The organism is Carnobacteriaceae bacterium zg-C25 (assembly GCA_017945845.1).
Taxonomy (GTDB): Bacteria; Bacillota; Bacilli; order Lactobacillales; family Aerococcaceae; genus WM01.
In genome coordinates, this window is the sequence record CP072828.1 from 677994 (window position 1) to 692263 (window position 14270).

The following is a 14270-nucleotide window of genomic DNA, read 5'->3' on the forward strand; positions in this document are numbered from 1 at the left end:
ATGAAGCAGTATTTAGATTTTTTACAACATATTTTAGACAATGGTGAAATGAAAAACGATAGAACGGGTACGGGTACAATTAGTACATTTGGTTACCAAATGCGTTTTGATTTAGAAAAAACATTTCCAATTGTTACAACAAAGGCAGTGCCTTTTGGATTAGTGAAAAGTGAGTTACTATGGTTTTTACGTGGCGATAGTAATTTACGTTATTTATTGGAAAATAATAATCATATTTGGGATGAGTGGGGATTTAAACGTTACGTGGAAAGTGACGACTATACCGGACCAGATATGCACGATTTTGGACGTCGTTGTTTAGTAGACGAAGCGTTTAACGCACAATATCAAGAAGAGTTACAAAAATATTGTCAAAACATTTTAAATGATGAGGCATTTGCAAAAAAACATGGCGATTTAGGTAATATTTATGGTGTACAATGGCGCCGTTGGAAAACGTCAACGGGTGAAACCATTGATCAAATAGCGGATATTTTAAAAACATTGCGCGAAAATCCTGACTCACGACGCATTATTTTATCGGCGTGGAATCCGGAAGAAGTGCCAAATATGGCGCTACCACCATGTCATACGATGTGTCAATTTTATGTACAAAATGGGAAATTAAGTTGCCAACTATACCAACGTAGTGGCGATGCTTTTTTAGGTATTCCGTTTAACATTTCAAGCTATGCTTTATTGACCATTTTAATGGCGCGTGAAGTCGGTTTAGGTGTTGGCGAATTTATTCATACGATAGGTGATGCACATATTTATAGCAATCATGTTGAGCAAGTTAAAGAGCAATTATCACGCACGCCATACGAATGTCCAACATTAAACATTACAAGTGATGCGTCTATGTTTGAATTAACAAAAGAAGATATTCAGCTAGTGAATTATCAGAAACATGCTAAAATTAGTGCACCTATTGCGGTATAACGCAATAGAGGCATAAAAGATTACTTTAAGGAGATTATAATGAAAATTGCGTTAATTACAGATAGTGTGGCTTATTTAAGTAAAGAAGAACAGGAAAAAATGAATGTCTATATTTTACCGTTATCTGTTGAATATGAAGGAAATGTGTACGTTGAAGGTGAAGATTTAACGGGCGAAACATTTTTTGATTTAATTCGTGGTGGCGCAACGTTACCAAAATCTTCTCAACCAACCCTTGGTCGTACAATGGAATTGTTTGAAACGTTATCAAAAGAATATGATGCAGCAATTGCCGTTCATTTATCCAGTGATATTAGCGGAACATTCCAAACGACTTTTTCACAAAAAGATAGTTTTGATGGCTTTACGGTGTATCCTGTCGATTCAAGACGTGCGGTTGGATCACAAGTCATGTTATTACGCCTAGCGCATAAATTGATTCAAGAAGGTAAAACGCCAGAAGAAATCATTCCTGCATTACAAGCACACATTCAAACACACAACGTTTACTTTTTAGTAGATGATTTAACAAACTTGCAAAAGGGCGGTCGTTTATCTGCGACGTCAGCGTTTGTTGGTAAAATGCTGAGCATTAAGCCGTTATTGACAATTGATGGTAAAATTGAAGCCATTGAAAAAATCCGTACTTTTAAAAAAGGCGTATCGCGTATCGTTGAATTGGTAGAAGCGCATGCTGCTACTTTAAATAACGTGCCGATGAGTATGTTCGTCTATCACGGTAATGCGTTAAATGTTGCTGAAGATTTAACGCAACAACTCAAAGCAAAATTCCCAGATTCTGAATTCCAAATTACAAGTTTTGGCCCTGTAATTGGGACGCATTTAGGGGAAGGTTCTGTTGGTGTACTGTTTGGAGAAAAAGTGTAGCGGTCAATGACTTTAAAAGTCTATCCGTTGACATAAGGACTCTTTTACACTATACTAATCGTATGCGATGAGTCGAGGAGCATGGTAGTTTACTACATATGCAAATCACAAGTAGCGTGCATGTTCATATGAACACTGACGGATTCAGGCACGAGACAGTTATTGTGTGAACCTTTAACTGTCGTCTACAGCAAGCCTAGAATACATTTCTAGGTTTTTTTTATACCTTAATTTAGGAGAGACGTATGATTATTGGATTAACCGGCGGTATTGCAAGTGGAAAATCAACCGTAGTCAATTATTTAAAAACGAAGCATATTCCTATTTGCGATACGGACGACATCGCACGTGAGGTGGTGTTACCCGGTAGCATCGGTTTGCAACAATTAATCGACGCATTTGGTGGTGACATTGTAAATGCCGATGGGTATTTGAATCGTAGTCTGTTAGCTGACAAAGTTTTTGGCAATGATGTGTCACTGAAAAAACTGAATGCTATTTTACATCCGTTGATTTTTGAAAAAGTTGAAGCGTTTAAAACAGAACAGTCTAATGCAAAAATAGCCGTCATTGATATGCCACTTTTATTTGAAACGCAGTACAATCATCGCGTTGATCACGTGATGCTTGTTTATGTTGATGAAGTGGTTCAGTATGAGCGCTTAATCAAGCGAAATGGTTTGACACCACAACAGGCAAAACAGCGTATACAATCACAAATGCCATTGTCCGAAAAAATAAAAGGGGCACATAGTATTATCAATAATAATGGGACGATTGAAGAAACGTACGCGCAAGTTGATGAGTGTTTAAAACAGTTAGATATGATATAATAACATTATAAAATTGGAGGGAAAATCATGCAGTGTCCGCGTTGTAAATATCACAGTTCAAGAGTGATTGACTCTAGACCAGCTGAAGATAATTCGGTAATTCGTCGCCGTCGTGAGTGTGAAGAATGTAAAACACGTTTTACAACATTTGAGCGTGTTGAAAAAACACCGTTGTTAGTGGTGAAACGTAACGGAAATCGTGAAGACTTTAATCGTGAAAAACTGTTACGTGGATTAGTGCGTTCGTGCGAAAAGCGTCCAATTGCATTGGAAACGTTGGAGCGTGTTGTAAGTGACGTTGAATTAGCCATTCACAATAGTGGCGAATCAGAAATTGATACGACTGAAATTGGTGAATTGGTGATGGAGCGATTGGCTAAAATTGATGATGTGGCATATATTCGTTTTGCTAGTGTGTATCGTCAATTTTCAGATCGTACGTTATTTTTAAAAGAATTAGAAGAGTTAGCAAAAAGAGATCAAAAATAGGAGTTTGTGAACATGGAAGAGTGGCAAGATATACAATTGCATAACCCGATACAAATTTATCCAACACAACAATTGAGTGATTACGATAAACGATTGATTTATGCGTTGTATGCTCCTATTATTGGTGCGCACGCTACGACGGTATATTTGTATTGTGCCAATCAATATGATGTTTTGGCACAATTGGATTTGACACATCAAGTGTTGTTACAGCAACTCAATATGGGGATAAAAGACTTTTATTTAGCCCGTAAACGTTTAGAAGGTATCGGCTTATTACAAACGTTTCGCAAGCAAGTAGATGCGGTTGTATCCTTTTGCTATCAGCTTAAAGCGCCATTAGATGCGCAAACCTTTTTAAGTGATCCTATTTTATGCGGGTTACTCGTCGATATGGTTTCGGAAAAAACATTTCAATCCATTGTTTCACAGTTTCATGTGGTGAATCCTGATGTGGATGGTTTTATAAACATTACGCAAAATTTTTATCAAGTATATGGTAAACAGTTAGGCATTTATCAGCATAATATTTCTAATGTATTACCAACATCAAAAGGGACAATCAATTATGAAATGGAAACCAAATTCGATTGGCCGTTTCTTATTGATTTGATGAAACAAACTTATTTAAAAGATAGTATATTGACACAAGAATTACGCAATCACATTGAAATGATTTCCAGTTTGTATCATGTTAATGCTATGGAAATGCGTGATTTATTAATGAAAAGTCATGATATACAACAAAATACGATCAATATTGATAAATTGTACCAATTGGTGCGTGAACACACACAAGTCATGCCAACATCTAAAGCCATTACTCCAGAAAATAACACGTCATCAAATGAATACAGTCAAGAATTTAATGAATTTATTTCATTATGTAACCAGTTAAAAACGACTGAATTTATTAAAATGGTGAAAAATAGTAAAAATCAAAAGAATGGCACACAACAACAATATGTCGTTGAGCAAAGCGAACTAAAATTATTAGAACGTTTTGTAATGATCCAAAAAATACCAATGCCAGTAGTCAATGTATTGATCCATCATATGCTGATTGGTGAAAATATGCCAACACTAAATGAATTGTATGCGATCAATACAATTAATGATTGGATTACCCATCATGTGAACACTGCCATTCAAGCGGTTGAGCGCATTAAAACACGTGCCATAGAACTACAAGAACGGCAAAAAGCGCGTAAAGAACGTACGACGACACCGCGAAACGTCAAACGTGTTGTGATGTCGGATGCTGAAAAAGAAGCGTTAAATGGAACGAATACACCGTTAAGTGAAGAAGAACGCAACGAAATTTTGAAAGGACTTTAATATGATGCAGTCTATAAAAGATATGATGAAAGATCAAATTGAAAATCCAACTGTTGTTAAACGCCGTGAAGCGCTAAAAGTACGTCTTTTGCAGCATGATGTCATTCAGCAATTCATTACCGACAATCAAATTCCAGAGGACATTGTAACGGTTAGTTTCCCAAAATTTTTTGAATATTTGACCGAAAAAGAGCGTTTTGACAAAACAGGAGAGTGTCAAAACCCGGGGTTTGAACCGCTTTTAATGTATGAAAACGAAAGTGTTGTGGTGTCGTACGCACCGACTAAAGAGTTTTTACAAGAACAAGAAAAACGCGAATTCATCAATCGTATTCAAACGTTTGGTATGTCATCTCACATTAAAAATATAACACTTAATACGATTGATTTGGACGCTGAAAATAAAGAAGCCGTACTATATTTTAGAACGTTTTTGGAACAATTAACGCAAGGCAAGTCGCCAAAAGGTGCTTATTTATACGGCGCTTTTGGTGTGGGTAAAACACACTTACTTGGAGCGTTAGCGGGTACACTATCCAAACAAGGTTATTCAAGCTATTTAGCACATGTGCCAAGTTTAGTCGTTGAATTAAAAGCATCCATTGCATCTAATCAAGTGAGCGATAAATTGGACACCATTAAAAAAGCGCCTATTTTAATGCTAGATGATATTGGTGGTGAATCGTTGACCAACTGGGTACGTGATGATGTCTTTATGGTTATTTTAGATTACCGTATGCGTGAAAATTTACCGACCTTCTTTACATCTAATTTATCGTTTGATGATTTACAAGAACATTTTACAAATTCAACACAAACGGAAGATGAGCGCAAATCAATGCGCCTCATGGAGCGTGTTAAATTTTTAGGACAGCCGTTTAATATTAAAGGGGCAAACAGACGCAATCAACAATAACGCAAAAGAGCAGTGTTTTAACTGCTCTTTTAACGTTTTAGTGGTACAATAAAGTAATAGTATTTTTAATGGAGGTAGGAACGTGCAAACATTTAATGAGTTAGTCGATAAAGCAAAAGTAATTGTACAAAACGGTAGAGTATTAAATGCCGCAAAATATGCTACATCTCGTGTGTGGTTTTGTGAAATTTTTGATCAGAAGCATTTATACGAAGTATTGCTAGACGAAGCCGATCAGCATTTGGATACGTGTAATTGCCAATTGTTTAAATCAGAGCACGTTTGTGAACACGTATTGGCCGCAGAGATGTATTTGTCTACTAAAGGCATTATGCGTCAAATTAGTTATACGAGTGATCGTGTACCGAGTGAAAATACGGTGACACACCCCTTTAAACAATACGCTACACGTCAGTTAGTGCCAATTCAAAAGCATAATGTTTCGATTGAATTAGACATTATTTTTCATACACAAAAATCTTATTTAGACCAATTAAACATTGAAATACAACTCAAAGTGATTAAAAATAAAGTGTTTAAAATTAGTAACCCTGAACAATTTATAACGAGTTATTTTAAAAAAATACCGTATAAATTGAGTAAGAAAGAACACATTAATTGGCATATCGATCGCTTGTCACTTGAGGATAAATTCGTTATGGAATGGTTACAAATGGCGTTAGAATATGAACCAAAATCGTTAAAACATGCGATTGCAAAAAAATCGATTGCACTACATCCGTTATTAATGCCACAATTAAAAGAAACGATTTTGCACAAAACAAATTGTCAGTTATTTGCGACAATCGCCAATACGACCATTGCGTTATCTTTTTCAACTAATGTAAAAGATACGTTACAATTGACGATTTATACTAAAAATGTGCCGAAAATTCGTTTAGTGCAATCTTTGCGGTGTGTCAACTTAGCTTCACGTTACGCTATCATTGATGATACGTTGCTGTTTTTAGAGACGAAAGAACAAGCTGAACTATTGCATCATTTGTTCCATCAACAAAATGATAAACAACACATTATTTTTGATGATAAACCATCTTTCTATCAATATGTTTTACCCGTAGTAGAACAAGTTGGAACCGTTACTTACGAACAAGAAATAACGCATGAATCGTTAATGGTTGAGATGGTGTATGATACTAACGAAATCACATTAAGTATTCAAAATCGCTTTTTGTCACCTGTAAAGGCGACGTCTTGTTTACAATTATGGTCCTTTTTAGAACAGGAGCAATTTGTGAATCACTTTAACGGCAATTTTACTAAAGAAGGTGTAACAAAGTATCAATTTGCACAATTTGTACAGTATGTTAGTCAGTTTGCCACCATACAACACCATGATGACATTGCTTTGATGACATTTGATGAACCCGTATCCATTGCGTTGGATGATTTAAATGGATTATTTGAAATTAATTTTTCTATTGATCACTTGGATACACTGCATATGCAAACGATATTAGAAGCGATTCAAAAACAAGAAGCGGTTGCAGAATTATCCAATGGTAAAATGGTGGAATTAGATGATGATTATTTTCAACCGATGCACGCTGTTTTGCGTTCGATTCGAGGAAAATATCGCATTAAAGACGGCAAAATTATGTTAAACGCCAAGCAAGCCATTCATGTCGCTGGAGAAAATGAAATCATGTCACGCTCAAGTGATATTGATGCGTTAATTAATGATTTAAAGCATCCAGAAAACTTTAATTGTCAATTACCTCAAACGCTTCAAACCACATTAAAACCGTATCAAGTATTAGGCTTTAAATGGCTTAAAATGCTTTCTCATCATCAGTTGGGTGGTATTTTGGCAGATGATATGGGATTGGGTAAAACGATTCAAGCGATTGCTTATGTCCTTAGTGAGTACGAAGAAAATCGTTTAAATGAAGAGCAGTGTTTAATTGTTGCACCAACCTCTTTGTTATATAACTGGCAACATGAAATTCAAACCATTGCACCGTCTTTAAGTGTAGATGTGATTCATGGAATGAAAACAAGTCGCGTTGAAACCATTCAACAATCGTCAGCACGGGTATTGATTACGTCTTATCAATCTTTTCGACAAGATGAATCCATTTATCGCCACAAAAACTGGCATTGTGTCATTTTAGATGAATCACAAATGGTTAAAAATTCTAACACAAAAATGCATCATAGTTTGCGTCATCTCAATACGCAGCGTCGATTTGCGTTATCGGGTACACCCATTGAAAATCGAAAAGAAGAGTTATGGTCGATTTTTTCACTTATTTTACCGGGCTTATTGCCTAGTTTACGTGAATATAATCGTTTAGAACATCGAGAAATTGTTACTTTAATTAAGCCGTTTATTTTAAGACGCATTAAATCACAAGTGTTACATGAATTACCCGATGTTGTAGAAAACATACTTTACAATGAATTGAGCGATGAGCAAAAAGAGTTGTACGTTGGCTATTTACAACAAATTCAACAAAAAGTGTCTGCATTTTCAGAAGTACAATTGACACAAAATCGGATGCAAATTTTATCGGCGATTACACGTTTAAGACAAATTTGTAATCATCCTAAATTGTTCATGGAAGATTATGTGTACGATTCTGGTAAATTACAACAATTTTTAGAACATGTTCATCGAGCGTTGGCTAATGGACATCGCATTTTAGTTTTTTCGCAGTTTGCACGTATGTTGTCTATTTTACAAGTGGAACTTGATAAAATTGGGTATAGCAGTTTTGTGTTAGATGGTCAAACACCACCTTCAAAGCGTCAAGAGATGGTTGAATTATTCAATAGTGGGCAAAAAGATGTGTTCTTCATTTCGTTAAAAGCGGGTGGTACGGGATTGAATTTAACGAGTGCGGATACGATTATTTTATACGATTTGTGGTGGAATCCAGCCGTTGAAGAACAGGCGAAAAGTAGGGCACATCGTATCGGTCAAAAGAATACGGTACATGTCTATCGCATGGTTTCTCAAGGGACTATTGAAGAGAAGATGATTGCCTTACAAGATAAGAAAAAAGCGTTGTTTGATGAAATGATTGATACGCATGTGGAGATGAATGAGCACTATCAAAAATTAACAAACAATGACATCAAAGAAATATTAGGAATTCACGAATAAGACCCCATTTTATGATGGTGTATGTTATAATAATTCCAGAAAATAATTTTAAAGGCGGTACACTAGAGTTGGAAAAGTTAAAATTATACGGCTTTAATAATTTAACTAAAAATTTAAGTTTCAACATCTATGATGTTTGTTACGCTGAAACAGCAAAAGAGCATAAAGAATATTTGGAATATATTGATGAACAATATAATTCCACACGTTTAACGAATATTCTTTTAGAAGTTACGAAAATGATTGGCGCTACGGTACTCAACATTTCTAAACAAGATTATGAGCCACAGGGTGCTTCGGTAAATATTTTAATTGCTGAAGAAGCTGTTCCGGTACATGAGATTGATGAATCGTGTAATCAAGGGAAATTTTTTGAAAGTAGTGAAGTACCAGAAATCATTCACGCACATTTGGATAAAAGCCACGTAAACGTGCATACGTTTCCGGAATATCATCCCGATAATGCGATTTCAACATTCCGTGTAGATATTGATGTTTCAACTTGCGGGGAAATTATCCCATTAAAAGTATTGAATTATTTAATTGCGAGTTTCGATTCAGATATTATAACAATGGACTATCGTGTTCGCGGATTTACAAGAGATTTAGACGGCATCAAACATTTTAACGATCATAGTTTCTATTCCATTCAAAATTTTATTGATAAAGAAACATTGGAAAAATATGAAGCCGTTGACGTGAATGTTTATGGCTCTAATATTTACCATACAAAAATGATTTTAAAAGATATTGATGTGAAAAATTATTTATTTAAACAAGATGTTTCATCATTGTCACAAGAGAAAAAAGAAGCCATTCAATTAGCTTTAAAAAATGAAATGACGGAAATATTTAGTGGAAAAAATATATTTTAGCAACGAAACTTCCAAAGTTTTTTGGAAGTTTTTCTATGAAATGTGAAAGGTAAAAACTGAATGTATACACAACATGATGCGCCGTTAGTTGACGCAATGAAAAAGCACGTCAAGCGTCGTACTGTACGTTTTGACGTTCCAGGTCATAAAGGTGGACGTGGAGATAAAGAATATCGAGAATTTATTGGCGAAAATGCGATGACACTTGATGTCAATTCAATGAAACCGCTAGATAATTTAGCACACCCAACAACTGTCATTAAAGATGCACAAGATTTGGCTGCTGAAGCCTTCGGCGCAACAGAAAGTTACTTTATGGTGAGTGGCACAACAGGTTCTGTTCAAGCGATGATTATGTCAACGTGTAAAGCGGGGGATAAGTTAATTATGCCACGTAACGTTCACCGTAGTGCGATTAATGCCTTAATTGTGTGTGGTGCTGTTCCGGTTTATATTAATCCGGGAACAAATGAAAAGTTGGGTATTTCTTTAGGCATGTCAGTAGACGATGTTAAGCAAGCCATTTTAGATCATCCAGATGCTAAAGCGATTTTAGTCAATAACCCAACATATTATGGGATTTGTTCAAACTTAGAAGAAATTGTCAAATTAGCACACGACAATGATATGTATGTATTAGTGGACGAAGCACACGGTTGTCATTTTTATTTTGGTGAAAATATGCCAAAATCTGCCATGGCTGCAGGTGCCGATATGGCAGCCATTAGCATGCATAAAACGGGTGGCTCTTTAACGCAAAGTTCCCTATTGGTTAGTGGTCCGCGTGTCAACGCAGATTATGTGCGTCAAGTCATCAACTTAACACAAACGACATCTGCCAGTTATTTATTGATGTCATCGCTTGATGCCACACGTAAAAATTTAGCGTTACATGGTAAAGAAATTTATGCGCGTACCCTTGAATTGGCGCAATACGCTCGAGATGAAATCAATAAAATTGGTGGCTATTACGCTTACAGTAAAGAGTTAATCAATGGTGATACGTTGTTTGATTTTGATGCAACTAAATTATCCATTTATACACGTGATATTGGGTTAACCGGTATTGAAGTTTACGATATTTTACGTGACGATTACAACATTCAAATTGAATTTGGTGATTTAGGCAACATTTTAGCAATCATTTCAGCAGGGGATAGAGGCTTAGAAATTGAACGTCTAATTTCAGCATTAAAAGAAATTAAGCGCTTATACGCAAAAGATCCAAGTGGTATGTTTGACCATGAATATATTCCACCTAAAGTAGTTTTACCGCCTCAAACAGCTTTTTATGCACAGAAAAAACAATATGTTTTAGAAAAAGCAATTGGTAAAATTAGTGGTGATTTTGTAATGGCTTATCCACCGGGTATTCCAATTTTAGCGCCTGGTGAAGAAATTACAGCCGAAATTGTGCAATATATTCGTTACGCAAAAGAAAAAGGTTGTTTATTAACGGGTACGCAAGATATGGCTGTTGAGCAAATCAATGTTGTGGAAATGTAAGGAGGATGTGTATGGAATTATGGTATACAGAAGAACATACGCCTAATGTCCGTTTTTCGATAAAAGTCGATAAACAGTTGGCTAGTCAAAAAAGTTATTTTCAACAAATTGATGTTTTTGAATCTAAAGAATTTGGTCGTTTTTTAACGTTAGACGGCTTTATGATGATGACGGAAAAAGATGAATTCATCTATCATGAAATGATTACGCACGTTCCAATGGCTGTTAATCCGCATATTAAAAAGGTGCTTGTCATCGGTGCTGGTGATGGTGGAACGATTCGTGAATTAACAAAATATAAAAGTATTGAAAAAATTGATATGGTAGAAATTGATAAAGCGGTTGTAGATGTGGCTAAACAATTTTTACCAACGACGGCATGTTCGTTAGATGATCCACGCTTAACGATTTATTATGAAGATGGATTAAAATTTGTTCGTCGACACGAAAATAAATATGACTTAATTATTGTGGATTCTACCGACCCATTTGGACCGGGTGAAGACTTATTTACACGTGAATTTTATGGCAATTGCTACAATGCTTTAACAAACGACGGCATTTTAATCAATCAACACGAAAGTCCGTATTATGAAAAGGACGCTGAAGCAATGGTGAATGCTCATAAACAATTGAAAGCGACTTTTGAAGTTGCTCAAGTGTATCAATTCCATTTACCAACTTATCCTTCAGGACATTGGTTATTTGGGTTTGCCGCTAAAACAATGGATGGTGTTTTAAACATTCAAGAAGATTTGTGGCATTTATGTAATATTCCTACAAAATATTATAATGTTGACATTCATAAAGGTGCGTTTGCACTACCAACTTACGTAAAGGAGTTATTAAATAATGCATAAAAATGTTCATACATTTATCGGTTGCGATGCAGACTATCAAGACGCTAAAATGGTAATTTTTGGTGCACCGTACGACAGTACGACATCATTTAGACCGGGAACACGATTTGCTAGTACAGCGATTCGAAATGAAAGTTTTGGAATTGAAACGTATAGTCCTTACCAAGACAAAGATTTAGAAGATTGCGCTATTTTTGATGCGGGTGATGTTGAATTACCGTTTGGCAATACCGTTGAAACGTTAAGCATGTTAGAAGACATGTACCGTAAAATTAGCAATGACGGAAAATTCCCTTTAATGATTGGTGGAGAACATTCGATTACATCAGGTCCAGTAAAAGCCATGCTAGAAAAATATCCCGATTTACATTTAATTCAGTTCGATGCACACACTGACTTACGTGACGATTATTTAGGTGTTAAAGAATCTCACGCCAGTGTCATCAAACGTTGCTGGGATATGCTCGGTGATGGACGCATTTTCCAATTCGGTATTCGAAGCGGACAACGTGAAGAATTTGAATGGGCAAAAGAGCACACACATTTACAAAAATTCAACTTTGATGGATTAGATGAAGTTGTTGAAAAATTAAAAGGGAAACCTGTCTTTTTCACACTTGATTTAGATGTATTAGATCCAAGCGAATTTCCAGGAACAGGAACACCTGAGGCGGGTGGTGTAAAGTTCACCGAATTATTGGCGGCTATTGAAAAAATCAGCGCGTTAAACATTGTTGCAGCAGATATGAATGAATTATGTCCAATTTATGATCAATCCGGTCAATCCACTGCTTTAGCATGTAAATTATTACGTGAAATGATGTTACTATTTTATAAATAACGTAAAGTAAAGGAGATAGAAGATGAGTAGAGCATTAATTATTGGTGCGGGTGGCGTTTCAAATGTTGTTTGCCACAAATGCGCACAAAATTCAGAAGTTTTTGAGGAATTTATGATTGCCTCACGTACAAAATCAAAATGTGATGCCATTAAAGAAACGATTGAATCAGGCATTTATGCAGGTCGTTCTAAAATTACAACTGCTCAAGTTGATGCAGATAACGTTGAAGAATTAGTAGCATTAATCAATGAATATAAACCAGATATTGTCATTAACGTGGCATTACCATATCAAGATTTAACCATTATGGATGCGTGTTTAGAAACAGGCGTTCACTATGTGGATACTGCAAACTACGAACCAGAAGACACAGCAAAATTTGAATATAGCTGGCAATGGGCATATAAAGAAAAATTTGAAAAAGCAGGATTAACTGCATTATTAGGTTCTGGTTTCGATCCAGGTGTAACCGGTGTATTTTCAGCTTATGCGCAAAAACACTACTTCGATGAAATTCACACTATTGATATTTTAGACTGTAACGGTGGCGATCATGGGTATCCATTCGCAACAAACTTTAACCCTGAAATTAACATTCGTGAAGTTACTGCCAATGGTCGTTACTGGGAAAACGGTGAGTGGGTAGAAACTCAACCAATGGAAATTAAACGTGAATACAATTTCAAAGGTGTTGGCGATAAAGATATGTACTTACTATACCATGAAGAATTAGAGTCATTAGCTAAAAACATTAAAGGCTTAAAACGTATTCGTTTCTTCATGACATTTGGACAAAGCTATTTAACACACTTAAAAGTGTTAGAAAATGTCGGCATGACAAGTATTGAACCTATCGTGTATGAAGGCAAAGAAATTGTGCCATTGCAATTTTTAAAAGCGTTATTACCAGATCCGGCAAGTTTAGGACCACGTACTGTCGGTAAAACAAATATCGGGAATATTTTCAAAGGTGTAAAAGACGGTAAAGAAGTGTCTTACTACGTATATAACATTTGTGATCATCAAGAATGCTATAAAGAAGTTAAATCACAAGCGATTTCTTATACAACGGGTGTACCAGCAATGATTGGTGCCGCAATGATTTTAACTGGAAAATGGAATAAAGCGGGTGTGTACAACATCGAAGAATTTGATCCAGATCCATTCATGGACGCATTAAATCAATTTGGTTTACCATGGGAAGAAGATTTCAATCCTGTAATGGTAGATTAGTCAAAACAAGACTTGCAGCAATGCAGGTCTTATTTGTTTATACTTTAAAATATATCCGTTCTATATTTGCTAGACAATAAAACGACAGAAGAAAATGAATAGTTATGATTTTAAAAAGGTTGATTGTCGAATCATCAACCTTTTTTATATTTTTAGTGCTACCGTGTTGACATTGTAATCATTATTCGATATGATACACGAGTAAAATATATCTTATCCAGAGTAGGTGGAGGGTAAAGGCCCAATGAAACCCGGCAACCCCGTTGTAACGGAAGGTGCTAATCTTAGCAAAGTATTCTTTGAACGATGAGTCTATAATCAATCGACATTTAAAGAACGCTAATCTGGATATGCGCCACGATTAGCGTTTTTGATTTATTTTAAACTGTACAATACACCACATCAAAAGGAGACGAAA

At 35.7% G+C, this 14270-nt stretch carries 12 protein-coding genes and 1 riboswitch; all 12 genes read left to right on the forward strand.

The features are described 5' to 3' along the window. Entirely contained in the window at positions 1 to 942 is a 942-nt protein-coding gene (locus J7S27_03230; protein ID QTU83548.1) for a thymidylate synthase, read from the forward strand. A gap of 39 nt (positions 943 to 981) precedes the next feature. After that, positions 982 to 1830 carry a DegV family protein gene (locus J7S27_03235; protein QTU83549.1) on the forward strand — a complete coding sequence of 283 codons (849 nt, stop codon included), beginning with the start codon at positions 982 to 984 and terminating at the stop codon, positions 1828 to 1830. Between the two features lie 245 nt (positions 1831 to 2075). Beyond that, on the forward strand, positions 2076 to 2663 hold the full coding sequence (locus J7S27_03240) for a dephospho-CoA kinase (protein QTU83550.1): 588 nt from the start codon (positions 2076 to 2078) through the stop codon (positions 2661 to 2663). Between the two features lie 27 nt (positions 2664 to 2690). Beyond that, entirely contained in the window at positions 2691 to 3152 is a 462-nt protein-coding gene (gene nrdR, locus J7S27_03245; protein QTU83551.1) for a transcriptional repressor NrdR, read from the forward strand. 12 nt (positions 3153 to 3164) lie between these two features. Then, positions 3165 to 4490 carry a hypothetical protein gene (locus J7S27_03250; GenBank protein ID QTU83552.1) on the forward strand — a complete coding sequence of 442 codons (1326 nt, stop codon included), beginning with the start codon at positions 3165 to 3167 and terminating at the stop codon, positions 4488 to 4490. Position 4491: 1 nt separating this feature from the next. Then, complete coding sequence (dnaI, locus tag J7S27_03255) at positions 4492 to 5406, forward strand: primosomal protein DnaI (protein QTU83553.1); 915 nt, start codon at positions 4492 to 4494, stop codon at positions 5404 to 5406. An 82-nt stretch (positions 5407 to 5488) separates the two neighbouring features. Continuing rightward, entirely contained in the window at positions 5489 to 8536 is a 3048-nt protein-coding gene (locus tag J7S27_03260) for an SNF2 helicase associated domain-containing protein (protein QTU83554.1), read from the forward strand. A gap of 11 nt (positions 8537 to 8547) precedes the next feature. Beyond that, on the forward strand, positions 8548 to 9411 hold the full coding sequence (gene speD / locus J7S27_03265) for an adenosylmethionine decarboxylase (protein QTU83555.1): 864 nt from the start codon (positions 8548 to 8550) through the stop codon (positions 9409 to 9411). Between the two features lie 60 nt (positions 9412 to 9471). Beyond that, a complete protein-coding gene (locus tag J7S27_03270) occupies positions 9472 to 10917 on the forward strand; it encodes an aminotransferase class I/II-fold pyridoxal phosphate-dependent enzyme (protein ID QTU83556.1) in 1446 nt (481 codons plus the stop codon). A gap of 11 nt (positions 10918 to 10928) precedes the next feature. Beyond that, complete coding sequence (speE, locus tag J7S27_03275; protein ID QTU83557.1) at positions 10929 to 11777, forward strand: polyamine aminopropyltransferase; 849 nt, start codon at positions 10929 to 10931, stop codon at positions 11775 to 11777. Continuing rightward, complete coding sequence (gene speB, locus J7S27_03280) at positions 11770 to 12618, forward strand: agmatinase (protein QTU83558.1); 849 nt, start codon at positions 11770 to 11772, stop codon at positions 12616 to 12618. The genes speE and speB overlap by 8 nt, the downstream gene beginning before the upstream one ends. Positions 12619 to 12640: 22 nt before the next feature. Further along, on the forward strand, positions 12641 to 13852 hold the full coding sequence (locus tag J7S27_03285; protein ID QTU83559.1) for a saccharopine dehydrogenase family protein: 1212 nt from the start codon (positions 12641 to 12643) through the stop codon (positions 13850 to 13852). 210 nt (positions 13853 to 14062) lie between these two features. Then, a riboswitch (SAM riboswitch) is annotated at positions 14063 to 14165 on the forward strand. Positions 14166 to 14270: the final 105 nt, after the last annotated feature.

Bases quoted from the DNA above. Each gene is read 5' to 3' on its own strand.
- J7S27_03230 (QTU83548.1), top strand. From the start codon at position 1: ATGAAGCAGTATTTAGATTTTTTACAACATATTTTAGACAATGGTGAA.
- J7S27_03235 (QTU83549.1), top strand. From the start codon at position 982: ATGAAAATTGCGTTAATTACAGATAGTGTGGCTTATTTAAGTAAAGAA.
- J7S27_03240 (QTU83550.1), top strand. From the start codon at position 2,076: ATGATTATTGGATTAACCGGCGGTATTGCAAGTGGAAAATCAACCGTA.
- nrdR (QTU83551.1), top strand. From the start codon at position 2,691: ATGCAGTGTCCGCGTTGTAAATATCACAGTTCAAGAGTGATTGACTCT.
- J7S27_03250 (QTU83552.1), top strand. From the start codon at position 3,165: ATGGAAGAGTGGCAAGATATACAATTGCATAACCCGATACAAATTTAT.
- dnaI (QTU83553.1), top strand. From the start codon at position 4,492: ATGATGCAGTCTATAAAAGATATGATGAAAGATCAAATTGAAAATCCA.
- speD (QTU83555.1), top strand. From the start codon at position 8,548: ATGATGGTGTATGTTATAATAATTCCAGAAAATAATTTTAAAGGCGGT.
- J7S27_03270 (QTU83556.1), top strand. From the start codon at position 9,472: ATGTATACACAACATGATGCGCCGTTAGTTGACGCAATGAAAAAGCAC.
- speE (QTU83557.1), top strand. From the start codon at position 10,929: ATGGAATTATGGTATACAGAAGAACATACGCCTAATGTCCGTTTTTCG.
- speB (QTU83558.1), top strand. From the start codon at position 11,770: ATGCATAAAAATGTTCATACATTTATCGGTTGCGATGCAGACTATCAA.
- J7S27_03285 (QTU83559.1), top strand. From the start codon at position 12,641: ATGAGTAGAGCATTAATTATTGGTGCGGGTGGCGTTTCAAATGTTGTT.